Consider the following 26,806-nt stretch of genomic DNA (forward strand, 5'->3'; position numbering starts at 1 on the left):
ATTAAAACTCGAGTTCAACATGATCCTTACCAAGCTGCTGCTGCAACTCGTATAATAATTCGTCCGTGGGCGTTACATACCACTCAGTGGCAGCATGAAACTGCGCCTGCACTTGAGGCTGCTGATATTGCAACAATAGCGGGCAACTACCTTGTTTATAAGGCTCAATCAATTCCACTAGACGTTGCAAACCAGCGCCAGCTAACTGTTCTTGCCGAACCGTTAGCTTCAAAGCCTTAGCATACTGCTCGCGCATGCCTACCAAGGTCATAATTTCACGTGCTGTCATTGTATTGGCAGACGAGTAATCATCAAAGCTGACCTCTCCTTTTACCACCAATATTTGATCTTTTTCGAGCAAGTGTTGATAAATTTCGTAATCTTTCGCATACACCCGAAAATCAAAGCGTGCGGTTTTATCATGTAAGGTAACAATAGCCCAACGCTGTTGCTGACGATTTAACATGGTACGCACATCTACTACTAACCCGGCTACTGTGGTGGTTTGATCTCGCCCAGTTGGCTTCACATCAGCTAATGCGCAGGGCACGTAATGACGCAACTCACGCCGATAACGATTAATCGGGTGGCCAGTTAAGTATAGTCCAAGAGTCTCACGTTCGCCCTCCAACCAAATCACTTCACGCCATGGCGGTACTTGCACGAACTCGTGCTCAATGGTCACATCATCAACAGCTGAGGTTAGCACCCCAAATAAATCGGCCTGCCCCTGGGCTTCGGCACGCGCATGCTGTTCAGCCTGACGCATCGCTTTTTCTAAGGTTGCCATCAGCGCTGCACGATGAGGCCCAAGCGAATCCATTGCACCAGCTTTAATAAGTTTTTCGAGCACTCGGCGATTCAGCTTTTTTAAATCAACCCGGCAGCAAAAATCAAACAGATCAGTAAAGGCGCCACCTTCATTGCGCGCCTGTAAAATGGCTTCAATAGGAGCCTCACCCACCCCTTTTATGGCACCAATGCCGTACACAATACGCTGCTCGTGATCGACCGTAAACTTGTACTGACCAGCATTAACATCGGGCGGTAAAATGGTGAGCCCCATGTTTTCACATTCATCTACTAGCGTTACTATTTTGTCGGTATTATCCATATCGGCCGACATCACTGCGGCCATAAATTCTGCTGGATAATGGGTTTTCATCCATAGCGTTTGGTAAGAAACCAAGGCGTAAGCGGCCGAGTGCGATTTGTTAAAACCGTAACCGGCAAATTTTTCTACCAAGTCAAAGATCTTAATCGCTAGCTCACCATCAATACCATTTTTACGTGCGCCTTCTTCAAACACCGCACGTTGTTTGGCCATTTCTTCTGGTTTTTTCTTACCCATAGCACGGCGTAGTAAATCCGCACCACCTAGTGAATAACCGGCTAACACCTGCGCTATCTGCATCACTTGCTCTTGATAAAGGATAACCCCGTACGTAGGTTCCAAGATAGGAATCAGAGATTCGTGCTGATAGTCTTTGTCAGGATAAGATAGTTCTTCTCGGCCATGTTTACGGTCAATAAAGTTGTCCACCATGCCTGACTGTAACGGGCCTGGCCGAAATAGCGCAACCAAAGCAATAATGTCTTCAAAGCTATCGGGCAACAACTTCTTGATCAGTTGCTTCATGCCAGCTGATTCTAATTGAAACACCGCTGTGGTTTGGGCTTTCTTGAGCAAGGCGAAGCAAGCAGGATCTTCCAACGGAATTTTAGCAATATCAATGGGTTCAAGACCAGCTTTAGCACGATTGGCATTCACCATATCTAATGCCCATTGAATAATGGTTAGCGTGCGCAAGCCTAAAAAGTCGAACTTAACCAGACCTGCTGCTTCTACATCATTCTTATCAAACTGAGTAACCGGCTGTTTACCCTCTTCATCGCAATATAATGGTGCAAAATCGGTGATTTTATTGGGCGCTATCACAACCCCACCGGCATGCTTACCGGCATTACGGGTGACCCCTTCTAAAATCCTAGCCATATCAATGATGTCGCGAACATCATTATCTTGCTGATACATTTCAGCTAAACGCGGCTCAATTTCAAATGCTTTAGCTAGGGTCATCCCCGGGTCGCCAGGTACTAACTTGGTGATTTTATCAACAAAACCATAGGGATGACCTAACACCCGACCGACGTCTCGAATCGATGCCTTAGCGGCCATAGTGCCAAAAGTAATGATCTGAGAAACGGCTTCACGTCCGTAAAGATCAGCAACATGATCAATAACTTCATCACGCCGATCCATACAGAAGTCAATATCAAAATCGGGCATGGATACCCGTTCTGGATTCAAAAATCGTTCGAACAGCAAATCTAATTCAAGTGGGTCTAAATCAGTGATTTTTAAGGCATAGGCAACTAACGAGCCTGCGCCTGAACCTCGGCCGGGGCCAACCGGAATATTGTTGTCTTTAGACCACTGGATAAACTCCATCACGATCAAGAAGTAACCAGGAAAGCCCATATCATTGATAACTTTAAGTTCAGTTTCTAAGCGCTGGTCATATTCCACGCGTTTAACTGCACGTTCTTGCTCATCCGGAAACAAATCGATAAGACGTTGTTCTAAACCTTCCTGCGATTTTTTTACTAAAAAATCTTCTGGGGCCATACCACCCGTTGGAAACTCAGGCAATACATATTCATCAAGCTTTACCGTCACATTACAGCGTTTTGCAATTTCCACCGTATTAGCTAACGCTTCCGGTATGTCGGCAAATAGTTCGGCCATTTCTGCTGGGCTCTTGAGGTATTGCTCAGCACTGTAATTACGTGGTCGACGCTTGTCGTTCAGTACATAGCCGTCAGATACAGCAACTCTGATTTCATGTGCGTTAAAATCTTCTGCTCGCAAAAACACGACTTCGTTGGTGGCTACCACCGGCACCTGGTGCTGCGCTGCGAGATTAACCGCGGCATGAATGTAGTCATTCTCGCCAGCACGCCCAGTTCGTACCAGTTCTAGATAAAAACGATCGGCAAAATGCTGCGAATAAAACTCCAGCAGCTGGACAGCCTCTGCCGGCTTATTGGCCAGCAAGGCACGGCCAATATCGCCATCTCGGCCGCCCGAGAGTAACAAAATTCCCTGCTGATGATCAGCCAACCATTCTTTATTAATACAAGGCTTGCCGCAGCGATGCCCAGCCAAATAGCCACGACTAATTAAGACAGTCAGTTGCTGATACCCTTCATTCGTCATTGCTAAAGCGGTTAATCTGAACGGCTGTTCTTTGCTGTCTGGAGTCCAACCGGCTGGCAATACCCATAAATCGCAACCAACGATAGGTTTTAATCCCTTATCGTGGGCTGCACGATAAAAGCGAACTAGCCCACACATATTCATTTGATCGGTTAATGCCAAAGCTGGCATTCCTTTAGCCACGGTAGCTTCACAGATAGGTTTGACCTTAGCCAACCCATCAATCATTGAAAAATCACTGTGAACTCGTAAATGAATAAAGCTAGGTGCTGTCATATCTGGTGGCATATTCCGCTGCGAAACAAAAACAAGGGGGGTATTGTGCCGTATGCGCAAGCTAATGTCATGTCAACATCCTCTTGCGCTACTGCACTTAAGCCTGCTTACGCTGGGCCAATAAAACAGTCGATACCTTCTTCAGACAAAGCGGCTAAGGCTTCATCAAGGGCTTCTTGATCTGTTGCAAATTCATCTTCCCACAGGGTTGAATTATTGTCGGCATCAACAATTTCAAGAATCCAACCACTCTCACCTTTATAAATATCAATAGTAACTGTCTGCTCATTAGCTGAGTAAGTTTGCGTTAACGGACTTTGCTCAATGTTATCTTCAGTTGTGCTCATGCTGTTCTCTCTATGCTGGGCTGAAATACCATGAAGGGTAGTTGGTTATTATACCTAGGCATCAGCAAATAGCTCATCTATTTCATCGCCATAAAGTGACTCATTGCGATATAACGCAGCGGCAATTTTATGTAACAACTCTTGCTGTTGTGCTAATAGGGCAGCCGCTTGCTGTTGCCCTTCGGTCACCCAAAACTTAATCCGTTCGGCTACCAAGTCAGCCTGTGCTCCGGTTAATTTCACTTGTTGCAAAGCCGCAGGTGTCACCGGTCCGAATACCTCATCTAAACCGTATTGACATACTGCCGCTTCGGCTAATTGGGTGGCATAACTGATATCACTCGCTGCTCCAGTGTTAGCTTCACCACCTAAATCAGCGTAAGCTTCCGCTTCTCGTCCAGCCATACTCATGGCTATTTTCGCTTTGATCTCTGCCATGGTAGTTGCCGCTAAAGTTGCATCTTTATGGGTAACAACAAAACCAAGCGCATTGTTACGCGGTTCAATGGTGGCAAAAGGCACGTCATAATGCGGCATCAATAGACGGGATACGAGTAAATGACCAGCCTCATGATAGGCGACTAATTTTTTCTCTTGCGGTGATTGACCTAGGCTTGTAAGCGGCGCCCCATAATGTGCAGCAGTTACAGCCTTACGCAGTTGAGCAATAGTAAGACCAGCAGCGCCATGTTGTTCTACCTGTTCGGTGAGCATACATAAGCGCATTGCTTTTTCTAGCTGCGCTCCACTCATACCTTGTGTCATTTCAGCAAAATCGGCCAATTGCTCGCTGCTCAATTGCACCCCATAACGATGAGCAAACATTTCAAAAAAAGCCTGCCGAGCAGCTCTATCTGGCAAATCACAGTGCACTGGCTCATCTAATCTGCCAGCTCGCAGGAGTGCTGGATCTAGACGCTCGGGATAATTAGTGGCAGCAATCACAAAAACCGGCTCTGCTGCAGCTTGTAGGCCATCTAAATTGGTCAGTAACGTATTCACCGCCGAGGTGTCTGCGCCAGCACGGTCACGACGGCCAGCAATCATATCTATCTCATCGATAAAGATAATGCAGGGCGCAATATCACGCGCAGCAGCAAAAATCTGCTGAATTTTAGTGGCGGTACCATGTTGTACTGAACTCACTAAATCGTGAGTATTAATATTCAAAAATGGTAATTCCGTTTCGCCAGCTACCGCCTTGGCTAACATGGTTTTTCCGGTACCTGGAGGGCCGGTTAACACAATGCCTGCTGGCATAGCTAACTGGCGTCGTTGTAACAACTCGGGTTGTTTTAGCCAACCTAAAACCCGTTGTAACTCGGCTTTAGCACGTTGCAATCCCACCACATCAGCTAAACGTACGCCCGGCCGCTCGCGCAGCAAGCCTGGCACCCCAGCGATAACTCGTGAAGAACTAACATTGGTAGTGAACTTGGGATTTACTAAACTTATCTTTAGTTGGCTACCATCGAGTTGCAGGTGGTAGTCATAATCAAATCGCTGTTCTTGCCGTCGGCCAATCTGCAACCTTGCATTAACTTCAATCAGGCGTTGCAATCGGGTCGGGGTTGCCAATAAGCTTGCAGCAGAAATCACCTCATCGAGCAAGTCAAATTCATCATCATCAATCGTGTGTTCCGCCACCATCAATAAGGGTACGCCAGCAGCAAATCTGTGTAATTGACGAATAGCAGCAGCCAACTCGGCCAGCTCGGGTGTGGCACTAGAACTATCAGCACTCACACCGGCGGCAATTAATACCGCAGCGTACTGACTCACTTGATGTTTTAATTCTAACGCAGCCACCAGTGATATCGCTTGCCATTCATAACGCGGCAGCTGCTGTTGAAGGTGTGCAACCAGTGCCGCTGGACAATTGATTAATAATACTTTGTGGCTGCCGCGCACACGTTCGTAACAGCTCTCATCTAAATGCAATTGCAACTGAGTAATCTGTTGTAACTGTGCGCTCGTTAACTGCCTAAACATGTCACGCTTAGCACCCGCCAAAAGATTATTGGCAACACCCTGAATACCTCGAGCAGAGGGTTTAGGTAGTTGCGCAAACAGTAAAGCCGCATAAAAATCCACAGTAAAATCTAAATCAACCACTGAGAAGCCTGCTTGCAAATAGTCCCGCACACGCAGTTCGGCAATGGCTAAGAGCGTACTGGCACTGAGCGGCTTAAATCGTATTGCTGCCCCGCTTTTTAATCGGTCAACTAATTCTGGTGTTAAGGCCGGCTGACTATCGCCCGGACGTTTGGCTTGACGCAGAACATCAAAGACATCTAACTCTCCCATCCCAGTGGCTTTATTAAATTCTGCTTGGCCTAGGTTAGAAGTAAAAATAACAATCGTCTGCGAAAAGTCAGCCACTTCATTCGAGGTGATATCCGTCATGCGACCACTATCTAACATGCTAAGCATGGATTGAATCACACTAGGATGAGCTTTCTCGATTTCATCAAATAAAATCACGGAACGCGGATAACACTGTACGTGGCGAGTTAAGTCACCTAACGCTGAGTCAGTATAATACGAGCCAGACCCTGTCAATTTCATGTATGCTTTGTCGTCAGCGTAGGCTTCCATACTAAACTCACGAAAGCGATACCCCGAGCCGGTAGCATCACTCAATGCATGGGCGTAGCTGCGTGCTAACTCTGTTTTTCCTACCCCACTGGGCCCCACAAACGTGAAAATAGCTCGTTGTCGGCCATTATCGATACAGCCGCTTGCTAACTCATGTCTCACTACGGTTCGTACAGCATGGGATTGCCCCAATACACGCCCTTGGAGGTAGTGCTCCAGTTGTTCAATGTGAGCTTTTATATCAGCTAAGCTACGAGGCGGATTAAGCGCTATAAACTCTGCGAATAAGTTACTGTCGCCCGAGCTTGCATACTGGATAAGTAGATCAATAAAGTGCTCTGGGCTGGTCACTGCGTTAAATTTACAGCCTAACTTAAACTCCACAAAGGGCTCAAACACTCTTTTAAAACGCTCGGCCACCTCAAACGCACAACGAAACCAATCCTTGGTGGTATCGGTTTTGTCCTGAAAGCTGCGCTGCGGAATGATAGTATCCATGGTTTCGCGAAAGCGATACACGACAGCAGGGTAAGCTAAGGTAGCGGGCGTTCGGCGTAACCGCTTTGCCCAGAGTTCAGCTAATACAGGAGTGCTTAACAACGCACTTAACACCTGCACATCTTCGATGCCTATGACATCCCAGGTAGAGGGATCACGATGCCCTCCTGGCTGCTTGGTGTATTGCATCACTGCTTCAGCGTCAACTAAGTTCGCAATGTATAACTGGCGTAGAAAGGCCTCAAGTACAGGGTGTTGATACAGGCTCATGAATCAATATCTCTTATCATTGTTAGTCATTGATTTGCACCAAGATTAACACCTTGCCTCGCAATAATCACAAATTAATCTATGTTTAGCCATAAAAAAAGCCCCGCACTAAACACTAGTGCGGGGCTCTTCATGACTCTTATTTGCTATGACTTACAAGCGCTCAAGTGCTTCATTTAACGTTGCAGATGGGCGCATCGCCTTCGCAACTAAATCAGCATTTGGTTCATAGTAGCCACCGATTTCTACCGGTGTACCTTGCACTTGATTTAATTCAGCCACGATAGTTGCTTCGTTTTCAGTTAAAAACGCGGCCAACTTACCAAATCGCTCAGCTAACGCTGCATCCTTGGTTTGTGCAGCTAATGCCTCAGCCCAATACATGCCAAGATAGAAGTGACTACCACGATTATCAATCTGCCCTAACTTACGCGCTGGTGATTTATCGTTCTCTAAGAACTTAGCAGTTGCTGCATCCAACGCATCAGCCAGCACTTGCGCGCGATCATTGTTAGTACGCTGTGCTAAATGCTCTAACGATGCTGCTAATGCCAAGAACTCGCCTAGCGAATCCCAACGTAAGTAGTTTTCTTCTACAAACTGCTGCACATGTTTAGGTGCTGATCCGCCTGCACCAGTTTCGAATAAACCACCGCCGTTCATCAAGGGTACAATCGACAACATTTTAGCTGAGGTTCCCAACTCAAGAATCGGGAATAAGTCAGTCAAATAATCGCGCAATACGTTCCCAGTAACAGAAATCGTGTCCTTGCCTTCTTTCATACGCGCCAGCGTGTGCAAGGTCGCTTCTGTAGGTGCCATAATGCGTAAATCGAGGCCATCTGTATCATGCTCTTGCAGGTACTGATTTACCTTTTTAATTAATTCAGCATCGTGAGCTCGTGCAGCATCCAACCAGAATACCGCAGGCATACCACTTAAGCGTGAACGATTGACTGCCAACTTAACCCAGTCACGAATGGGCGCGTCTTTTACTTGGCACATCCGCCAAATATCGCCTTTCTGCACGTCATGAGAAAACACTTGCTCACCGGCTTGGTTCACTACGACAACGGTACCGTCGGCAGGAATTTCAAAAGTTTTATCATGTGAACCGTACTCTTCCGCTTTTTGAGCCATCAGGCCTACGTTCGGAACGGTACCCATAGTGGCTGGATCAAATGCGCCATGTTGCTGACAGAATTCAATCGTTGCTTGATACACACCCGCATAACAGCGATCAGGAATCATCGCTTTTGTATCTTGGGTTTTACCATCCGCATCCCACATCTTGCCGCCATCACGAATCATCGCTGGCATCGATGCATCAATAATCACATCACTAGGCACATGAAGGTTAGTAATACCCTTATCTGAGTTCACCATAGCTAGCTTAGGTTGTTCGCTGTACACTGCCGCGATATCCGCTTCTATAGCGCTGCGTTGGTCGGCTGGTAAATCTGCGATCTTGGCTAACACATCACCAAAGCCATTCGTTGCATCTACGCCTAGCTGCTTGAAGGTATCCGCATGCTTAGCAAACACATCTTGGAAGAATACAGTTACGGCATGGCCAAACATGATGGGATCTGACACCTTCATCATGGTCGCTTTCAAATGCAAAGATAACAGCACACCTTGTTCTTTTGCTGCTGCTGTTTCAGTGGCAAAAAACTCGCGTAATGCCTGCACGTTCATACATGCCGCATCGACAACTTCGCCTGCCATCACTTTAACGGATTCTTTCAGTACTGTTGGGCCAGCTGGAGTATTTAGAATAATTTTCAAATCATCTGCGGCAGCAAAGGTGGTTGATTGCTCACTACTGTAAAAATCACCATCATGCATATGCGCCACGTGAGTTTTGGAGTCTTTACTCCAACTTCCCATGCGGTGCGGATGTTTTTTAGCATAGTTTTTTACCGATGCTGGAGCACGACGATCTGAATTACCTTCACGCAAGACAGGATTTACTGCTGAGCCTTTAATTTTGTCATAACGCGCTTTAATATCGCGTTCTTCATCCGTTTGTGGCTCAAATGGGTAATTCGGCAACGCATAACCTTGGCTTTGTAATTCTTTAATAGCTGCAGTTAACTGTGGAATAGAAGCACTGATATTAGGCAATTTAATAATATTGGCTTCAGGAGTTTTGGCTAACTCGCCTAATTCTGCCAAAGCATCATTGATGCGCTGCTCTGGCTTTAAGTATTCTGAAAAATTAGCAATGATTCGACCCGCTAAAGAAATATCACGAGTTTCCACCACGACTCCTGCAGCATCAGTAAACGCACGAATAATCGGCAGTAACGAATACGTTGCTAAACGAGGAGCTTCATCTGTTTCTGTGTAGATAATCTTTGAACTATCAATCGACATAGTGATTCCTATTCATCAGTTCAGGTCTAAAAAGTGATGCGGATTATAGCAGGATCAGGCGCCGTGCACTAGCGCCTGCATCTTATACAAGGGTCGTAACTGGTAGGGAATATTGCCAGTATAGAGTTATTGACTAGCTCCAACGTGGCTTAGCAGCTGCTCTACTAAGAAATGACATTGTTGATAAATTTCAAACAGTTGTTCTTGCCTTTGCAAAGGTCGTTTCATCGCTAGGTCGTACTCGAAGCGCTCTACTGCCGCCAGCACCACGCCTAACTCACCTTTGCCTTTTAGGACAGCATCGCGGACATTATCAGCAATATTAAGACCTTCAATAAACTGAGTTTTATCTAACCCTAATAGAATATCAGAGCCAGACAGTAAACCGGCTAAAAAAGCAGGCCCAGAAAGTCGATTAAAAGGGTCTTTAGCACGAACTAACTCGCTACACATATAGGCCCGAGTCAATACTAATTTCGCTTGTTCAGGCGTATGTCCTTGCACGGATAAAATCAACAACACCCACTTTCGCAACGGCTCTAAACCCAAGAGCATGACGACTTCTTTAAGTGATTCAATTTTGCGAGTCAAACCATAATAAGGACTATTGGCGATTCGGAGCAAGTTAACGACCAACACCGGGTCGGTTTGTAAGGCTGCCACGATCTCATAAAGCTCGGGTTCATCGACAAACAGCTGATTAATCAACAAGGTTAATTGCTGTGCTGCAGGCGAAGGCACTTTTGTGCCCTCAATCAGTTTGGGTCTAGCTAAGAAGTATCCCTGAAACAAATCAAAGCCAAGCTCACGATACTGATTAAGCGTAAGTTCATCTTCAATCCGCTCGGCTAGCCACAATACATCAAGATGCTGCAACTGCTGCAACCGTTGCTGCGCCAGCTCTAATCCTGTTCGCTCGATATCAACCTTGATGATTGCAGCAAATTCAAGCAGTGGATCCCAGCTTTGTTGAAATTCAAAATCATCTAAAGCAAACCGAAACCCTTTAGCGACCCAATTTTTTATTGCCTCAATAATTTCTGCTGTTGGCTCTAACCGTTCTACGAGTTCAATAATGACATGTTCTGGTGCAATCGGCAGAAATTGCCCAGAGAGCAGAAAATCCGTGGATACATTTATACAAACTGGTTGCTTGTGATGTTCTACATAGTCTAAGACGCCAGTACAAAGGTTAAATAACACCTCACTGGTAGCCACACTGTCGCCAACTTCAAAGGCAGTAATGCCATGTTCGTGACGGTAAAGTAACTCATGCGCATAAACCTTGCCTTGGCGATCGTAGATAGGCTGAGAGGCGAACAAAACATCAGGCATTCAAAAACTCGCTGTTACAAAATATTTACCTGCTTATATACCAAAAAAAAGAGGACAGAGCTAGCTCTGTCCTCTTTTATTGTACGAAATCAGCTATTAATCAATTTTCGGAGCAGTTAAGCCACGGCGTTGTAATAAGGCTTCAACGGTAGGCTCTTGACCACGGAAATCGATGTATTGCTGCATCGGCTCTTTGCTATTCCCTTTAGAAAGGATAGTGTCACGGAATGCTTGACCGTTTTCTAGGGTCAAACCACCGTTTTGCTGCATAAAGGCAAAGGCATCAGCGGCTAACACTTCAGACCACATATAAGCGTAGTAACCAGCTGAATAGCCACCGGCAAAAACGTGCGCAAAGAAAGTCGACTTATAACGCGGTGGTACTGCAGCTACTGCTACACCATTGCGTTCAAGCGCGGCTGCTTCAAACGCCGCCACATCGTCAATGCTGCTAGCAGCATCAGCTGATAGCGTGTGGTATTCCAAATCCAACAAGGCTGACGCAATATATTCTAAGGTGTCATAACCCATGTTGAAGTTTTTCGCAGCCAACACTTTATCAAGTAATTCAGCAGGAATCGGTTCACCGGTTTCGTAATGTTTAGCAAAGTTATTTAATACTTGCTCGTTCAACATCCAATCTTCTTGGAAAGTTGAAGGAAATTCAACGTAGTCACGTGATACTGACGTACCTGCCAACGATGGATACATGACATCAGAGAACATTCCGTGCAAAGCGTGTCCCATTTCGTGGAACATGGTGCTTACTTCGTCAAAACTCAACAGCGTTGGGCCTTCGGCTGCTTTTTTGATGTTCTGGTTATTTAAAATAACCGGCTTGCTATCTAATAAGTGTGACTGAGACACGAATGAGCTCATCCAAGCTCCGCCGCGCTTGCCATCACGAGTAAACCAGTCGCCATAGAACAGGCCTAATGTTTCACCATTAACGTCTTTAACCTCGTAAACCATGATGTCATCACCATAAGTTGGGATGTTATCTAGTTTTTCGAAAGTAATACCAAATAATTGATTCATAGCATAGAACACGCCATCTTCAACCACTCGATTAAACTCAAAGTATTGCTTCACTTCGTTAGCATCTAAAGCATATTTTTCTGCCCGAACTTTTTCGGCATAATATGCCCAATCCCATGGCTGCACTTCGAAATCGCCACCTTCTGCCTCAATCATCTCTTGAATTGCAGCTTGTTCAGCGGCCACGTTACTCACTACTGCTGGTACCAAATCACGTAACATAGCTTGTGCTGCTGCTGGCTTAGCGGCCATGCTAGTTTCTAATACGTAATCACCCCAAGTGTCGTAACCAAGTAGCTCAGCTTTTTGAGCACGTAATTCGGCCAAGCGTTTTACTAAAGGACGGTTATCTGTCGCTGTGTTACCAGTACCACGATAAGCGGAAGCTTCCCAAATACGCTGACGTAGTTCACGATTCTCTAATGATGCCAACACTGGTTGACGGGTCGTGTTGGTAATCCGAATGGCATATTTACCTTCATGACCAGCAGCCGCAGCAGCGTCGGCCAGACTTTGAATCTCACTCTCGCTAAGTCCAGCTAATTCGTCAGCACTATCAACAACGATCAAGTTTTCGTTAGCTAGCGTCATCAGGTTACGCTGAAACTCTGTGGTTAATGAAGACATTTCAGAGTTAATTGCACGGATCTTGGTTTGCGCCTCAGCGTCTAGTTCAGCACCAGCACGAACGAAACCTTTGTACGTATCTTCAACCAAGCGCAACGCTTCGCCTTCTAGTTCAGCTCGATTGTCGTACACTGCTTTAACCCGAGCAAACAAGGCTGGATTAAGCATAATATTGTCGCGATGCTGTGCCATTTTTGGTGCGAGCTCGCCTTGCAAAGCCCGAGTGTCATCGTTCCCATTCGATCCAGCAACGTTATAAAAAACTGAAGAAACTCGGCTTAATAAAGCACCTGCTTTTTCCATAGCTACGATGGTGTTTTCAAAAGTTGGTGCTGCGCTGTTGTTAGCAATAGCCTCAATTTCCTTACTATGCTCTGCCATACCAGCTTCAAATGCTGGTTGATAATGCTCAAAACGGATTTTGGTAAAATCTGGAGCCTGATATGGAAGTGTACTTGCAGCGTAGAATGGATTGCTTTGGCTTAGTGAACTAGCCGCAACCTGCTCAGTTTTAGCTGACTCAACGGTGGTTTGGCTAGCGTCTTTATCAGAACAAGCGGCAACTGAAATGGCCGCACCGATAGCAACAGCAATAAGGCTCTTGCGCATAATCTTATCTCCCTTGTGGTTAAATGCTTTAACCGTACTAATGTACCTGCCTAAGGAGTAAGGCTCAAGAGCTATTCGTGGCACAATCTTTGCGTTTTAACCTGTTAGGCTACTTCATGCACCGAAATGAGTGGTAACAGGCCATACTTCGCGCGGGCTTTATCACAGTAGGGATTACTACCGTCTATCGACATAGCAAATTCTCGACATGGACTGGGTCGATCAGGGTAAATGCTGCAGCTAACCTGCTCCCCGATAGCGCCAACTAAGGCAATACAACGAGGTTCACGTTGATTCGTGCCTTGCATGCAAAGAAGATGAGGATGAAAAGATTCGGTTAGTTCGCTTGGAACATGACCTTGGGGTGCGCCTGTTGCTTCGCCCCAATAAAAAGACACACGATAAGACGCGCAGCAAGCCCCACACGTCAAGCAGGCATCAGCCAAACTCATCGCACGACACTCCAAAAGAAAATAAGAAATTTGTCTGAAATGGCGGAGCGGACGGGACTCGAACCCGCGACCCCCGGCGTGACAGGCCGGTATTCTAACCAACTGAACTACCGCTCCGCAGCGGTATAAAACCAATTTCAGGAAAGTGGCGGAGCGGACGGGACTCGAACCCGCGACCCCCGGCGTGACAGGCCGGTATTCTAACCAACTGAACTACCGCTCCGCTTTCCTAACTCTGGGCAACCCGACTGGGTCCCCCTGAATGCGGAGCGAATATTACGAGTGCTGGAATGTTCCGTCAACCCTTTTTTTGTGTTTTTGAATCGTTTGCTTAAAAAAAATGCAAAAGCCGCAAAATTTGTTCAATTTACCCTACCACTTACTTCTGCTATGGCCTATTCTTGCCACAATGCGTCATTGATTAACGCTAACCTTTGTTGATGAGCCCGTTGCTCTGCTGCTGATGCTTGCACTACCTTAAGTGCGGGTTTATTTAGCACTGGTGTCCAACCACTACTGAGTTCTCCGTTCGCTCGGTTACCGGGCAACTCTAATGCGGTTTGCCCACCCGTCATAAGCAAATACACATCCGCTAATAATTCAGCATCTAATAAAGCGCCGTGAAAAGTCCGGTTTGAGTTATCTACCCCGTAGGCACGACATAAAGCATCTAGAGTGTGGCGTTGGCCAGGACGCATCTGTTGCGATAACTTGAGGGTATCGAGCACGCTACAATAGTCGATAGTTTTCCCCGTGCCGTTGCGCAATAAAGCAAACTCATGATCCATAAAGCCCACATCGAATGGGGCATTATGGATAACCAATTCTGCACCTTGGATGAAATCAATAAACTCTTCCGCAATTTGTGCAAAAACCGGTTTATCTTGTAAAAAGTCATTGGTGATACCGTGTACATCAATCGCTTCTTGCTCAACTACCCGCTGCGGATTGATATAGACATGAAAGGTACGCCCCGTTAGCTTGCGCTTGATGACTTCAACGGCGCCAATTTCTATAATTCGGTGGCCTTCTTCTGGGCGTAACCCAGTAGTTTCTGTATCTAAAACGATTTGCCGCATAAGAGTTTGTGCTTCTTTCCAAATTAAATTGATATCACTTGTCCAGTGATAAACCTGACGTTTACCTGTGGAAGACTGCTAGCAATCCTGCACACCAACAATAATCGTTAGAGTTTAACAACTGTATACTGACTTTGCTATGACGCATTTATTTGTCAAGTCTGCTAAACTGCGCCTCAAATCATTACTTAGAGATAACGTTTTAGCATGCAAACAGTGCATATATATACGGATGGCTCCTGCTTAGGTAACCCTGGCCCTGGCGGTTATGGCGTGGTTATTGAATACGGTAAACATCGCAAAGAGTTTGCTGCTGGATTTCGGTTAACCACGAACAATAGAATGGAAATGTTAGCCGCGATTATCGGCTTAGACGCGTTAAAGCGACCGTGCGATGTGGTACTAACCACGGATAGCCAATACCTTAAACAAGGCATTGAAGAGTGGATTCACAAGTGGAAAAACAATGGGTGGCGAACCGCCAATCGCAAACCCGTCAAAAACGCTGATTTATGGCGTTTAATAGATGCTGCGGCAGCTCGTCATAACGTGCGCTGGAACTGGGTTAAGGGCCACGCTGGTCATCCACAAAATGAACGCTGTGATGAATTAGCGCGCACTGCCGCAAGTGGTAGCGATTTAGCTGTTGATGAGGGTTTCGAAACAGTTCAAATTTGAGTCAACTGACCTGAATTTAGGTTTACTGACTTTCTGCGCTTTGAGTTCAAAATGGGTTGAGTGACAATCAGATATCTGCAATGGCTGGTGTTGGTGGTGGTCAAGTATCAGTAAACAACAATGGTGATGTAACTGGGTTTGGTATTAAAGCTGGAGCTGGTATAAATGCAGGTGCAGTAGTTGAAAAGCCTATAGTTGGATTCGCTATCGAGGAGGACAAAGGCTTTGCCAAAACAGGAGGTAACTAATGCACTATTTAGAAATCGCGCTTTTAGTAATTTCATTTCTTCTAATTGTAACTGGTGCTACTTTATTCGTTTTGGCGAGAAGCTATGTTAAGAAAGAAATGTTTGAAAATTTCTATGGTGGCAAAAATGCAATATACGGTGGTTTTAGGATATTCAAATATGAATATTATCAGAGCGATAAACTCTGGGTTTGCACTTCTTTAAGAGTTGTTTTTATTGGTTTGTTAATGGTATTTCCTTTGACGTATATGCTAGCTAAATAGTTTTTGAATCCAAAGCCTCGCAAGGGCGAGGCTGTGAATTCAAAGATCCATCTATACTATGGATGAATCGTTTTTCGCTTACAATACCTATGAACTACGATACGCATACAAAAATCTAAGAATATCGGTAAGCAGGGCAAGATCGTGAACAGCTACGACTTGTCTTGATGTGAGCAAAAAACAAAGCCCCGCGAGTGCGAGGCGTTGGATTCAAACTAATGAAGAGGGTATGCAAATAATCAGTCCTATTACGAAGTGAAAAACTCGTAATGATTTGTATTTATGACTGTCAGCATATAATGGCTCTCCAACATATAGAGTGTACATATTCTTATTAAGTATAAATAAATGAACCCACTGATAGCCAATCAAGAACAATATTGCAGCCCAGACCCAGTCCTCTGACATTGTCCTTTCAGCAACATACACACCTCCCAAGAAAAAGAGTAAAAATGAAATGGTAATTAGTACTAGTGCTTTCAATTTATTTATCTTCCTTTTTCTTATTTTGATGTTCTTGTGTATCACCTACCGCTTGATTTGTTAATATATTTGTAGCAGCACCTCGCTTAGCAGATTCTGCTACATTAACAGCTGTTTTTGTAGCTTTATGAGCCACAGATACAGCTTCACCAGTTACCCCCGGCAACATTGTCAAAGTAGCGCTTTTAATATCTCCTTGACTTAAATGGTCAGCGGCAACTGCCACATCAATAGATAATGATCCTCCTGCACATAATGCTTTACATGGTGTTGTTGCAGCAGCCACTACCAGCGTAAGAGATGCACCGTTTGCAACATTATGAACAGTGCCTCTTGAAGGCGTAACATCCGCGATAGCCTGTCGGCCTGACTCAATCGATTCATTTATTTTTGTTGTAGCGTGATCAGCAGATGAAAAACCGAGCATCTTAGCCCACATATTAGCTTCTTCCGAAGACTTACCTGTGGGGTCTTTATATTTGTATGGATTATTGTTGGCGTAAGCATATCTGTTAAAACCGTGTATGCCATTTGGAGTGCTTAAGTGATCTAACGCATCAACCGGATCGTTGGAGTAAAACCGCCCTATGACTGGATCATAGTATCGTGCCTGCATATAACTCAGGCCTAAGTCATTATCGTACTTATGGCCAGTGTAGCCGATGTCGTCGCTTGGCGCTTCGTAAGTGTCACCAAAAGGTTGGTAATGCCGGCGACTCTCTACCCCTCCTGCGCTGTTGGTTCGTGCGACCGGGCTGCCCAACCTATCTGTATGGATAAAGGTGGTTGTTGCCTGGCGGTCCTCAGCGATAAGCCTATTGCCAAGGTAAATGTAGTTCGTTTGAACGCCGTTGTCTTCGCTCAATAACAGCTGCCCCGACTGGCTGTAGAGATAGTAGCGGGTATCACCATCGCCCGCCACCTTAACACGGCGGTTGTGGCCGTCGTAGGCGTAGCTCTGCCCACTGCTGGCAACCTATATTGGTGACTGCTCCCCGCCCTAAGCGCTAAAGCGCCACGGGCGAGGCTTCCAACTTCTCAGGCAGCAACTGGTACGTGACCAGATTGACGCTTGCCTCCATTGGCAGAAACCGACAGTCCTGCGGCCTTTAATTTTAAAATACCTTGCGCCTTGATATTTAAGGCTGCATTGATGTCCCGATCACGCTGTGTTGAGCAGGATGGACACTGCCAGTCACGCACGTTCAGTGACAAGCATTCCAGCTTGTGTCCACAGCAAGAGCAGGTTTTTGAGCTGGCAAACCATTGATCAATTTTAACCAGATGCTTGCCTTGCTCTTTGGCCTTGTATTCCAGCTTTTGGATCAAGCCTGACCAACTCGCATCGGCAATGTGCTTGGACAATTTCCTGTTCTTCAGCATGTTTTTGACTTTCAGTGTCTCGACAATTACCGCTTGGTTTTCGTCAATAACGTGTCGAGACAGCTTGTGCTGAAAATCAGCACGAGCATTCGCCAGACGCTGATGCGCCTTAGCGAGTTTAAGTCGGGCTTTTGCACGACCTTTGCTGCCTTTTTTGCAGCGTGATAAGGCTTTTTGTTTAAGGCGCAGATTGGCACTGGCTTTCTTCAAAAAGCGTGGATTCGGTTTTTTCGTGCCGTTTGAATCTATGGCAATATGTGTTAAACCCATATCCAATCCGAGAACTTGAACAGCATTCAGGCTTTGAATGGGCGCAGGAGCTTCTTGCCCATCTTCATGCAGTAGCGAGGCATAGTATTTACCTGTCACGGTGCGGGACAGGGTGATGCTTTTCAGTTTTCCCTCAACCTTGCGATGAATACGCGCTTTAATGGGCTGCTTTAACTTCGGCACTTTAATCCAGTCATCACCACAATCAACGCTCATGCAATGATAGCTGGACTGCCTGCCGTGCTTACGCTTGAACTTGGGATAACGAGAAGGCAGTTTGGGATCAAAGAAATGTTGAAAGGCTTTATCCAGATTGATACATGCCTGCTGGAGTGCAATCGAATCAAAATCTTTGAGCCAGTGATACTTGCGAGATTTCTTCGCAACAGCCAACAGCGGCTTGAGGTCTTTTTTGGCCTTCAATTTCAGGCCGTGACGCTTGTACTGGCTGCTAATGACGTGCAAAGCCTTGTTGTACGCAAAGCGCACAGCACCGAACTGGCGGTTTAAAAATTCCGCCTGCTCAGGTGTGGGATAAATGCGTACTTTCGTGGCCTTTAACATTTCAGCGCTCATTGATATGATTCAATTATTATAAGCGAGTAAGGTCATTCTTCAAGTGAGTGTGCATCATAAAGAATTACTATCAGATTACCTTAGAAAACGTCACAGCGTCACCAAGCTGGTTGTTCATCTGGTCTTTACCACCAAGTACCGACGAAAACTGTTCGATGGCTTTATGATTGAGCAGCTGCGTGAAGCATTTGAGTCTGCTTGCGAGAAACTGGAATGTAACCTGCTGGAAATGGACGGTGAAGAAGATCATGTTCATCTGTTGATGGCCTACCCACCGAAACTGGCGATCAGCGTTATGGTGAACAACCTGAAATCGGTTTCATCTCGCCGGATACGTAGACTCAATACCCACGTACCCCGGCAAAGCAAGAGCGCAGCGCTCTGGTCGCGCTCCTATTTTGCCTGTAGCGCAGGTGGTGCAACGATTGAAACGCTGAAAGAATATGTACAAAGTCAGGCCACACCTGACTAGAAACGCTTCGCGTTTCCCGCTTATATCCCCGCCCGATTGGGCGAGGGTTTACGCGGGTTTTGCTAAGCCTTCACGTTTATTACTCTCCAGCAACTTGCGGATATTTAGCTTCCTCCCATGCATTCATGCCACCTGCTACTGAAATCACCTTATCGGCATCAAATCCCATCCGTAACAAAGATTCTGCTGCCAGCGCCGAACGTCCACCACTACGACAAATTAAATACAAGGGTTCAGCTGCAATACGTTGTAAGGCATCATCGTAGCCAGCTACAGCCGGATGCTGGTTAATTTGCATTTCCAACACGCCTCGTGGCATGTTTACCGCTTGGCGAATATGGCCAACGGCATACTCAGCAGGTTCCCGCACATCAATCACTCGGGCACCTTCGGCAATTTTTTGTTGCAAGGTATGGACATCGATTTCTTTAACATTAGCACGAGCTTGTGCACACAAATCTTGGGAATTAATCATGATCATTTCTCCATAATGTACATTGTTTAACCAGCTATTTTGGAGTTCTTTTGAACCCTGTTATCTTTGCTAAACAGCAGTTGCTTCAGTCACCTACAAACTTTGCCAGAGCACAAAAGCCGCCATGATCACTAGAAACACAGCAAACCCCTTTTGCAATGGTGCAGTGGCAATCCGTTTTCCTAACCAACCGCCAGCATAACTACCAACAATACCGCCAATAATCACCACAGTAATAGCTGGCCAATCGAACTCAAAACCCTTAGCTATTAGGATTTCGTAATATTTGAAAAAGCCTACAAAAGATTTTAGCGCAATAATCACCAAGCTTGTTGCCACTGCAGCAACTAAATTAAGTCCGCCAAGTAAGACCAAGGCTGGCACAATTAAGAAACCACCGCCTACTCCGACGAAGCCAGTAATAATACCAACCACGGTGCCTTCAATGATGATTTTTACAGGATTGATTGCTACTGGCGCAGGATTTACGACAGCTCGTTTACGCCACATCATGACCGCTGCTAGCAGCATTAGTATCGCAAAAGTAACCAACTGAATGGTTGGGTTTAACAAACCGCCTAGCCAAGCACCGGCATAGGTTCCTACCATTCCTGGGATACCAAAAAAGGCCACATGACGCCAGCTAATAATACGTTTGGTTAAGTTCGGTATCGATGCCCCCAAACTGATCGCTCCAACGATTAATAAAGATGCGGCAATCGCCATATCTGGAGCAAAACCAAGTAAATACAACAACACAGGGACGGTAAGGATAGAGCCGCCTGAACCAAACAATCCCAAACTCAAACCGATAATTAGTGCCGCTAAAATTGCCATTACTACTCCACTCTATTTGCCACTGGCATCTGCTTAAGTTTCGCTTTTAAGGGTGCCCGTTGGCGGGTTAGCGTCAAAGGCATTTCACGCTTACGCGCCACCACCAGATACATGCTACCCAGTTGCGGAAACCACTGATAAAGACGCTGCAAGACACTATTAGCTGGGTTTAAACGGTCAATAAATAAACTTGGAGCAAAATACTCGCTGGTGATTATTTCAAAGTTTAACAGCGCAAGCCAGTCATTAATTCGCGCTTTGCTAAAATAACGTCCACACCACGGAAAACGATCACCTCGCCCAGGCCAAAGACCTGGCAATAATGCGGGACTAAAAGGATTGAACCCTACCAATATCAGATACCCATCTGCAATTAAACTACGACTCATCTCTCGCAGTACTTGATGCGGATCACGCTCAAATTCAAGCTCTGCAACCATGAGAATGGCATCCAGACTATGTTCGGCAAAAGGCCAATGATTGGTGTCAGCCAGTACTTCTGCTGGCAACTGTTTAGCGACTTGGAGTTCGTGTCCGATGCGTATTTGGGTCAGTTGTAATTGCTGCGCTAACTGGCCGACACGAACAAAATGGTAACCAAACATTTTGGTCAAATGAGGATCTAGTTGCTGTTCGATTTGTTCGCGCAGCCAAATGCCATGAACAAGCTGCTGCCAATCAGTCGGGCCTGCTGCGATATCAGGTCGCAACGCCGGTTCAAACCACATATTGATACTCCTAAGTTAGGCTCCATTCAGAGTAGACTTTAATCAAACAGTTATTCAAGCGATAATCTGGTGAAAGCGTAATCTAATGCGACTTACCTGATGGAGATTCTTTATGTTAGTTTCAGCTATCCCAGCCTTTAATGATAACTATATTTGGGCTATTCAAGCACGGGTGGGGTCGGCTGCGGTTATTGTTGACCCTGGTGACGCTGAGCCTGTCCTTGCGTGGCTTGCAGAACAACAAGTGGCATTGGCAGCCATATTAATCACCCATCATCATTGGGATCATACCGATGGCATCGCAGCTTTGCTGGAGGCTTATCCGCGACAGCCCATACCAGTCTTCGGCCCAGATCCAGCCATGGCAGCACCTTTAACCACACCAATTGCCTGCATTACCGATCCTTTGCATGATGGTGAGCTCTTCCGTCTCCCTGAGCTTGATAACCAATGGCAAGTCTTTGCCACACCTGGCCATACGTTAGATCACCTATGCTTTTATACTCCAGGTTACTTATTCTGCGGTGATACCCTTTTCTCAGCTGGTTGCGGACGCATGTTCGAAGGTACCGCTGAGCAATTTCAGCAATCTTTACAGTCTTTAGCTGAACTACCAGCTAGTACCAACGTCTATTGTGCACATGAATATACCGAGGCAAATTTGCGCTTCGCGCGAGCAGCTGAACCAGAGAATCAAGCAGTGCTCATGCACCAACGATGGGTTAAACAGCAACGCCAGCAAGGATTAAGCAGCTTACCAAGCCAACTAGGGAAAGAATTGGAAATCAATCCATTTCTGCGAGCTCAGTCGGCCGCAGAATTTGCTCGATTAAGGCGCTGGAAAGACAACTTTTAATACCGTAAACTGCAATCTGCATTAACAATGGAAATAACTACAAGATGAATAAATGGCTGGTCTTAACACTCTGCGCGTTAACCTCAGTAAGTACTGTAGGTTGTAGCCTTACCGCTGATAACAAAACAGCTAGCTCTGCTGTGAATGTAAGCACAGACCTAGCCAATGAGGTAGCAGAACCTGCAGAGCCTGTCACCACCACAAGTTCCCAGATGGTATTTACCGATCAGCCAACGTTTGAGTTAGAGCAACTAAGCCCACAACAAGAGGCCGATTTGTGGCAGCGCATTCGCCGCCAGCTAACCATGCAAGCTCCAGAAAATCAGCGACTCATTAGCCAACGCAACTGGTACATGAATAATCCACAGTATATGGAGCGAGTGGCTAAGCGCGCTGAACCTTTTATGTACATGATTGTGGAAGAAATTGAAAAGCGTGGCATGCCATTAGAATTGGCTTTGCTCCCTATTGTGGAAAGCGCCTTTGATCCCTTTGCATACTCCCATGGTCGAGCTGCTGGAATTTGGCAATTTATTCCAGGAACTGCACGCCACTATGGCTTGGAGATCAATTGGTGGTACGACGGTCGACGTGATGTTTATGCTGCAACCCACGCTGCTTTAGATTATTTAGATGCACTACAAAAACGTTTTGATGGCGACTGGTTGCATGCTTTAGCCGCCTACAATTCTGGTGAAGGGCGTGTCGCGGGCGCTATTCGTCGCAATAAACAACAAGGCTTACCAACTGACTTTTGGGCCCTTGACTTACCTCGCGAAACTCGTGCTTACGTACCCAAATTGTTAGCCTTAGCTGATATTTTGCGCAATCACGATGAGTATGCACAGCACTGGTTACCGATTGCCAACATGCCATTTTTGGCGGTGGTTGAAGCAAACGCTCAAATCGATTTAGCCAAAGCAGCTGAGCAAGCCGGTATAGATTTAGACACCCTCCATCACTATAACTCAGCCTATAATCGTTGGGCCACGGACCCTAACGGCCCGCATCGCTTATTATTACCGCTACCACAAGCAGAAACGTTACAACAATGGCTAAACAGCGCAGATGCTAGTGAGCTAGTGCAGTGGACACGCCACAAGGTAAAGCAGGGTGAGAGCTTATTGGTGATTGCAAAACGTTATCACACCACTGCCCAAGCCATTCAACAAGCCAATAATATTAATGGTCATATTATTCGCGCTGGTGATCATTTATTAGTGCCGGTGGCCACTCGCGATTTAGACGATTACAGCTTGTCCGCAGATCAGCGTTTAGCAAGTACCCAAGCACAAACACGCGGAGCTTATAAAATAGAGCATACTGTGGTCAGCGGAGATACTTTGTGGGATATCAGCCGTGAATACGAAGTGAATTTACGCTCGTTGGCGAGCTGGAATGGTATGGCGCCAACCGACCCTTTGCGCCCAGGTAAAACGTTGGTGGTATGGTTACCGCAACAACAAAAAGCTAGCGGTGTAGTCCGCAGTGTACAATATAAAGTTCGGGCCGGTGATTCCCTTGCTCGCATTGCCTCGCGCTTTAATGTCAGTATTCAGGATATTGAAAAATGGAACCAAATTAGTCGCAGTAAATACCTTCAGCCGGGACAACAACTTAAACTGTTTGTTGATGTCACCCGGCTAAGCTCACAAAGTTAATCTGGCTGTATTAACTGAATTAAATCATCTTCGCTGAGTACACTCACACCGAGTTGCTCAGCTTTGGTTAATTTTGAACCCGCATTATCGCCTGCAATCACTGCCGTCGTTTTTGCTGATACACTTCCCGCAACTTTAGCTCCTCGCGCCTGCAAAGCTTGCTTAGCTTGGTCACGCGTTAATTGGGTCAAAGTGCCAGTTAACACGTAAGTATGACCTGCCAATGTAGCCTCGCTGCTACTCAGTTTAGTCACCGCCGGCCAATGAATGCCAAGTTCAAGCAATTCGTCAATCACCTTTTGATTATGCGGCTCTCGAAAGAACTGAAAAATATGGTTTGCTACCACGTGGCCAACATCACTAACCTGCTCTAACTCTTCTAAACTAGCCTGTTGCAAGGCCTCGAGTGACGCAAAGTGAGCCACTAAATTAGCCGCAGTAGCCTCGCCTACCTCTCTAATACCAAGGGCATAAATAAATCGAGCTAAGGTCGTAAGTTTACTTGCGGCAATAGCGGCTACTATTTTATCAGCCGATTTTTCTCCCATACGTGGTAAGAAAGCTAATTCACGAGTATTTAAACGGTACAAATCAGCGGGCGATTTCACCCACTCTTTGTCGACCAGTTGCTCAATTAGCTTATCACCAAGTCCATCGATATCCATTGCTTTTCGGGAGGCAAAATGTTTCAAGGCTTCACGCCTCTGTGCTGCACAAATAAGTCCACCTGTACAACGGGCAACTGCTTCGCCTTCTGCACGTTCAATATGCGATCCGCACACCGGGCAGTGCTGTGGAAATTGAATTGACTGGGCAGAGGCTGGACGCCTATCTAACACCACCTGTACCACTTGCGGGATGACATCACCAGCTCGGCGAATAATCACTGTGTCGCCAATATGGATATCAAGTCGAGCTATTTCATCGGCGTTATGCAGGGTGGCATTGGCGACCACTACGCCGGCCACGGTAACAGGCTCAAGCCTTGCTACCGGCGTTATTGCACCAGTACGCCCGACTTGAAAATCCACCCCTAACAGTTGCGTCAGCTCTTCTTGAGCCGGAAATTTCCATGCAATTGCCCAACGAGGTGCGCGCGATACAAAGCCTAAATTTTGTTGTTGACCAATATCATCAACCTTGATCACAACCCCATCAATTTCGTATCTCAATTCAGCTCGACGTTGCAAAATATCTTGATAGTAAGCATTAACACCATGGGCATCAGCAACCACTCTAATCTCATTACTGATGGGTAAACCCCATTGCTGCAGTTGCTGCAATCGCCCAAAGTGAGTGCCTGCGAGTTGTGTCTCATCACTGACCACACCCATACTATAGGCATAAAAATGGAGTGGCCGCTTTGCCGTAATAGTGGAATCTAATTGCCGCAAACTACCAGCTGCCGCATTACGCGGATTCGCAAACACTTTCTCACTGGCAGCTGCCGCTTGCTGGTTATATGAATTAAAGCCTTTTAGCGGCATAAAGACTTCACCACGTACCTCTAAGCGCTGCGGAAAATCCCCTTGTAGTTGCAGCGGTACATTACGGATGGTTTTAACGTTTTCAGTAATGTCTTCACCCGTTTGACCATCGCCACGAGTTGCGGCCCTAACTAATTGGCCCTGCTCGTATAAAATACTTACTGCAGCGCCATCAAGTTTAGGTTCGCAGCAAAAGCTGATTGCCTCTGCACTATCTAATCGTTCAGCCACACGTTCAGCGAAAGCGATAAATTCGGTGCTATCAAATGCATTATCCAAACTTAACATGGGTACTTCGTGAGTCACTTGGGTGAAAGCCGTTAAGGCCTTTCCACCTACTTTTTGGGTGGGTGAACTGGGGCTAGCTAGCTCTGGATGGAGCTCCTCTAATTGCTGTAACTCACGAAATAGACGATCGTATTCAGCATCAGGAACACTCGGCTGATCCAACTCATAGTATTCTTGATTGTAACGCATGATAAGTTGCACCAGCTGCTGATAGCGCAGTTGTGTATGGGTTGCGCTAGTCTGGTTGCTAGCATCTTGGTCAGCAAATAAATCGTTGGTCATAACTCACTGTCTTGGGCTGATTTGGCTTAAGCTTTACCACTTATCAGGCGCTTGCGTTCAAACTCTCGAATGCGCTGATGAATGTGCTGTGTCGCTTGACGAGTGAGCGGATTACGGTGCTCGTCTAACACTTGGCCTTGATCGATAGCTGCTGCCAATTTGACTGCGGCGTTATGCATCATGGTAAAGGCCGTCATCGAATTACTCTTTATCGGCAACGCTAAGAACAGGGCAACCCCGCCTGTGGTAAAGGTTTCTATGGTGTCTATGTTAAACGTGCCGGGATTATACATATTAGCCAAACTAAACAGCACAGGGCCAGTACCAGCAGTATCTACGTGCCGATGGAAAATATCGAAATCTCCATATTTAAATCCAAGCTCGGTCATTTGTTGCAACAACACGCTGCCTTCAATATGACCGACCACATGCAGCACAATAACTTCTTCTGGTTCTTCAGTTAGGACCGGCTCCTGCTCACTATGTTGTAACGGTAGTTCCATACTTTGCGGTATTTCGGCCGGCGCTGAATCTCGGGATTTTTTAACCGCGGCTGTTGCTTTGTCCGCAACCGAGCTCGCTGGCTGTTGACCTCGCGCAAACAAATCATCATGTTCAGCCCGAATCGGCGCCAAAGGCAGCTCTTCAGGTAATCCATCATCCGTAGCACGAATTGCCGAGGTATCGGACGCCATCGCAGGGATAGCCGCATCCTCGGCAGCCGTCGCTACCACGGCTGCTGACTGAGTTACAGTCGGCGTGGTTTCATTGGTTTGAGCTGGTTTATTAGCTTCGCTGGGGCGCGCTTTGGCGCCGCTTGTTGGCGCAGTAGTCTTGCTCTTGTTAGCACTAGCACTAGCAATAACCCGAACCGCTCCTACGCCATCATCATCAAAGCCCCCTGAATCCACCTGTCGCCGTTTGTTGGCAATAGCATCTACTTGCTCACGCTGGCGTTTTTCATTCTTACGAATGGTCCACATACCATGAGCAATAATGGCAATAATTAATAACGAACCACCAATAATCAGCACTGTATTCATAACATGTGACTCATTTATGTCGATATTCCTGTTGTATGTTGCTCGCAC

Annotated in this window: 21 protein-coding genes and 2 tRNA genes; 6 read left to right on the forward strand and 17 right to left on the reverse strand. The window is 46.2% G+C overall.

Features of this window, described 5'->3' with window-relative positions:
• Position 1: 1 nt before the first annotated feature.
• From dnaE to dnaQ, 10 genes are all read right to left on the reverse strand, one after another.
• Positions 2-3,496 carry a DNA polymerase III subunit alpha gene (gene dnaE / locus AB8S08_RS08255; RefSeq protein WP_369744191.1) on the reverse strand — a complete coding sequence of 1,165 codons (3,495 nt, stop codon included), beginning with the start codon at positions 3,494-3,496 and terminating at the stop codon, positions 2-4.
• 107 nt (positions 3,497-3,603) lie between these two features.
• Positions 3,604-3,843: a hypothetical protein gene (locus AB8S08_RS08260; RefSeq protein WP_369742478.1), complete on the reverse strand. Its 240-nt coding sequence runs from the start codon at positions 3,841-3,843 to the stop codon at positions 3,604-3,606.
• 54 nt (positions 3,844-3,897) lie between these two features.
• Positions 3,898-7,209, reverse strand: coding sequence for an AAA family ATPase (locus AB8S08_RS08265; protein ID WP_369742480.1), 3,312 nt, complete (start codon positions 7,207-7,209; stop codon positions 3,898-3,900).
• A 153-nt stretch (positions 7,210-7,362) separates the two neighbouring features.
• Positions 7,363-9,588, reverse strand: a complete 2,226-nt coding sequence (locus AB8S08_RS08270) for an NADP-dependent isocitrate dehydrogenase (protein ID WP_313932121.1) — start codon at positions 9,586-9,588, stop codon at positions 7,363-7,365.
• 126 nt (positions 9,589-9,714) lie between these two features.
• A complete protein-coding gene (locus tag AB8S08_RS08275) occupies positions 9,715-10,923 on the reverse strand; it encodes an EAL and HDOD domain-containing protein (protein WP_110075431.1) in 1,209 nt (402 codons plus the stop codon).
• A gap of 96 nt (positions 10,924-11,019) precedes the next feature.
• Entirely contained in the window at positions 11,020-13,197 is a 2,178-nt protein-coding gene (locus AB8S08_RS08280) for a M3 family metallopeptidase (protein WP_369742482.1), read from the reverse strand.
• 104 nt (positions 13,198-13,301) lie between these two features.
• Positions 13,302-13,649 carry a YkgJ family cysteine cluster protein gene (locus AB8S08_RS08285; protein WP_110075433.1) on the reverse strand — a complete coding sequence of 116 codons (348 nt, stop codon included), beginning with the start codon at positions 13,647-13,649 and terminating at the stop codon, positions 13,302-13,304.
• A 40-nt stretch (positions 13,650-13,689) separates the two neighbouring features.
• Positions 13,690-13,766 (reverse strand) — tRNA-Asp (locus AB8S08_RS08290).
• 29 nt (positions 13,767-13,795) lie between these two features.
• Positions 13,796-13,872: transfer RNA gene (locus AB8S08_RS08295), tRNA-Asp, on the reverse strand.
• Between the two features lie 172 nt (positions 13,873-14,044).
• Complete coding sequence (gene dnaQ, locus AB8S08_RS08300; protein WP_369742483.1) at positions 14,045-14,728, reverse strand: DNA polymerase III subunit epsilon; 684 nt, start codon at positions 14,726-14,728, stop codon at positions 14,045-14,047.
• A gap of 207 nt (positions 14,729-14,935) precedes the next feature.
• On the opposite strand from dnaQ, the gene rnhA reads away from it, so the two are divergent.
• The 3 genes from rnhA to AB8S08_RS08315 all read left to right on the forward strand — a co-directional run bounded on the left by rnhA (position 14,936) and on the right by AB8S08_RS08315 (position 15,917).
• Positions 14,936-15,406 (forward strand): ribonuclease HI, encoded by a 471-nt coding sequence (gene rnhA, locus AB8S08_RS08305; protein ID WP_369742485.1) that lies wholly within the window; start codon positions 14,936-14,938, stop codon positions 15,404-15,406.
• Positions 15,407-15,486: 80 nt separating this feature from the next.
• Positions 15,487-15,654: a hypothetical protein gene (locus tag AB8S08_RS08310; RefSeq protein ID WP_153826962.1), complete on the forward strand. Its 168-nt coding sequence runs from the start codon at positions 15,487-15,489 to the stop codon at positions 15,652-15,654.
• Positions 15,654-15,917, forward strand: coding sequence for a hypothetical protein (locus AB8S08_RS08315; RefSeq protein WP_369742486.1), 264 nt, complete (start codon positions 15,654-15,656; stop codon positions 15,915-15,917). Before AB8S08_RS08310 ends, AB8S08_RS08315 begins: the two co-directional genes overlap by 1 nt.
• A gap of 484 nt (positions 15,918-16,401) precedes the next feature.
• Here AB8S08_RS08315 and AB8S08_RS08320 read toward each other — a convergent pair whose 3' ends face one another.
• Positions 16,402-17,322, reverse strand: a complete 921-nt coding sequence (locus tag AB8S08_RS08320; RefSeq protein WP_369742487.1) for an RHS repeat-associated core domain-containing protein — start codon at positions 17,320-17,322, stop codon at positions 16,402-16,404.
• A 116-nt stretch (positions 17,323-17,438) separates the two neighbouring features.
• On the reverse strand, positions 17,439-18,617 hold the full coding sequence (locus AB8S08_RS08325; protein ID WP_369742488.1) for an RNA-guided endonuclease TnpB family protein: 1,179 nt from the start codon (positions 18,615-18,617) through the stop codon (positions 17,439-17,441).
• 55 nt (positions 18,618-18,672) lie between these two features.
• Here AB8S08_RS08325 and tnpA point away from each other — a divergent pair, with 55 nt between their 5' ends.
• Positions 18,673-19,101 carry an IS200/IS605 family transposase gene (gene tnpA / locus AB8S08_RS08330; RefSeq protein WP_257119926.1) on the forward strand — a complete coding sequence of 143 codons (429 nt, stop codon included), beginning with the start codon at positions 18,673-18,675 and terminating at the stop codon, positions 19,099-19,101.
• Positions 19,102-19,180: 79 nt separating this feature from the next.
• On the opposite strand, the gene AB8S08_RS08335 is transcribed toward tnpA, so the two are convergent.
• From AB8S08_RS08335 to AB8S08_RS08345, 3 genes are all read right to left on the reverse strand, one after another.
• Positions 19,181-19,576, reverse strand: coding sequence for a rhodanese-like domain-containing protein (locus AB8S08_RS08335; protein ID WP_110076239.1), 396 nt, complete (start codon positions 19,574-19,576; stop codon positions 19,181-19,183).
• 93 nt (positions 19,577-19,669) lie between these two features.
• On the reverse strand, positions 19,670-20,413 hold the full coding sequence (locus AB8S08_RS08340; RefSeq protein WP_369742489.1) for a sulfite exporter TauE/SafE family protein: 744 nt from the start codon (positions 20,411-20,413) through the stop codon (positions 19,670-19,672).
• Positions 20,414-20,415: 2 nt separating this feature from the next.
• On the reverse strand, positions 20,416-21,141 hold the full coding sequence (locus AB8S08_RS08345) for a methyltransferase domain-containing protein (protein WP_369742490.1): 726 nt from the start codon (positions 21,139-21,141) through the stop codon (positions 20,416-20,418).
• A 112-nt stretch (positions 21,142-21,253) separates the two neighbouring features.
• On the opposite strand from AB8S08_RS08345, the gene gloB reads away from it, so the two are divergent.
• Both gloB and AB8S08_RS08355 read left to right on the forward strand, forming a co-directional pair.
• On the forward strand, positions 21,254-21,997 hold the full coding sequence (gene gloB, locus AB8S08_RS08350) for a hydroxyacylglutathione hydrolase (protein ID WP_369742491.1): 744 nt from the start codon (positions 21,254-21,256) through the stop codon (positions 21,995-21,997).
• A 44-nt stretch (positions 21,998-22,041) separates the two neighbouring features.
• A complete protein-coding gene (locus AB8S08_RS08355; protein ID WP_369742492.1) occupies positions 22,042-23,658 on the forward strand; it encodes a LysM peptidoglycan-binding domain-containing protein in 1,617 nt (538 codons plus the stop codon).
• On the opposite strand, the gene ligA is transcribed toward AB8S08_RS08355, so the two are convergent.
• A complete protein-coding gene (gene ligA, locus AB8S08_RS08360) occupies positions 23,655-25,715 on the reverse strand; it encodes an NAD-dependent DNA ligase LigA (RefSeq protein ID WP_369742493.1) in 2,061 nt (686 codons plus the stop codon). The genes AB8S08_RS08355 and ligA overlap by 4 nt on opposite strands.
• A 26-nt stretch (positions 25,716-25,741) precedes the next feature.
• Entirely contained in the window at positions 25,742-26,758 is a 1,017-nt protein-coding gene (gene zipA / locus AB8S08_RS08365; protein ID WP_369742494.1) for a cell division protein ZipA, read from the reverse strand.
• Positions 26,759-26,806: the final 48 nt, after the last annotated feature.

This window comes from Pseudidiomarina sp. PP-1MA, assembly GCF_041200125.1.
GTDB classification, from domain to species: domain Bacteria; phylum Pseudomonadota; class Gammaproteobacteria; order Enterobacterales; family Alteromonadaceae; genus Pseudidiomarina; species Pseudidiomarina fusca.

Coding starts and splice junctions, on each gene's coding strand:
- dnaE (WP_369744191.1), bottom strand. CDS start 3,496: ATGACAGCACCTAGCTTTATTCATTTACGAGTTCACAGTGATTTTTCA.
- AB8S08_RS08260 (WP_369742478.1), bottom strand. CDS start 3,843: ATGAGCACAACTGAAGATAACATTGAGCAAAGTCCGTTAACGCAAACT.
- AB8S08_RS08265 (WP_369742480.1), bottom strand. CDS start 7,209: ATGAGCCTGTATCAACACCCTGTACTTGAGGCCTTTCTACGCCAGTTA.
- AB8S08_RS08270 (WP_313932121.1), bottom strand. CDS start 9,588: ATGTCGATTGATAGTTCAAAGATTATCTACACAGAAACAGATGAAGCT.
- AB8S08_RS08275 (WP_110075431.1), bottom strand. CDS start 10,923: ATGCCTGATGTTTTGTTCGCCTCTCAGCCTATCTACGATCGCCAAGGC.
- AB8S08_RS08280 (WP_369742482.1), bottom strand. CDS start 13,197: ATGCGCAAGAGCCTTATTGCTGTTGCTATCGGTGCGGCCATTTCAGTT.
- AB8S08_RS08285 (WP_110075433.1), bottom strand. CDS start 13,649: ATGAGTTTGGCTGATGCCTGCTTGACGTGTGGGGCTTGCTGCGCGTCT.
- dnaQ (WP_369742483.1), bottom strand. CDS start 14,728: ATGCGGCAAATCGTTTTAGATACAGAAACTACTGGGTTACGCCCAGAA.
- rnhA (WP_369742485.1), top strand. CDS start 14,936: ATGCAAACAGTGCATATATATACGGATGGCTCCTGCTTAGGTAACCCT.
- AB8S08_RS08310 (WP_153826962.1), top strand. CDS start 15,487: ATGGCTGGTGTTGGTGGTGGTCAAGTATCAGTAAACAACAATGGTGAT.
- AB8S08_RS08315 (WP_369742486.1), top strand. CDS start 15,654: ATGCACTATTTAGAAATCGCGCTTTTAGTAATTTCATTTCTTCTAATT.
- AB8S08_RS08325 (WP_369742488.1), bottom strand. CDS start 18,617: ATGTTAAAGGCCACGAAAGTACGCATTTATCCCACACCTGAGCAGGCG.
- AB8S08_RS08335 (WP_110076239.1), bottom strand. CDS start 19,576: ATGATTAATTCCCAAGATTTGTGTGCACAAGCTCGTGCTAATGTTAAA.
- AB8S08_RS08340 (WP_369742489.1), bottom strand. CDS start 20,413: ATGGCAATTTTAGCGGCACTAATTATCGGTTTGAGTTTGGGATTGTTT.
- AB8S08_RS08345 (WP_369742490.1), bottom strand. CDS start 21,141: ATGTGGTTTGAACCGGCGTTGCGACCTGATATCGCAGCAGGCCCGACT.
- gloB (WP_369742491.1), top strand. CDS start 21,254: ATGTTAGTTTCAGCTATCCCAGCCTTTAATGATAACTATATTTGGGCT.
- AB8S08_RS08355 (WP_369742492.1), top strand. CDS start 22,042: ATGAATAAATGGCTGGTCTTAACACTCTGCGCGTTAACCTCAGTAAGT.
- ligA (WP_369742493.1), bottom strand. CDS start 25,715: ATGACCAACGATTTATTTGCTGACCAAGATGCTAGCAACCAGACTAGC.
- zipA (WP_369742494.1), bottom strand. CDS start 26,758: ATGAATACAGTGCTGATTATTGGTGGTTCGTTATTAATTATTGCCATT.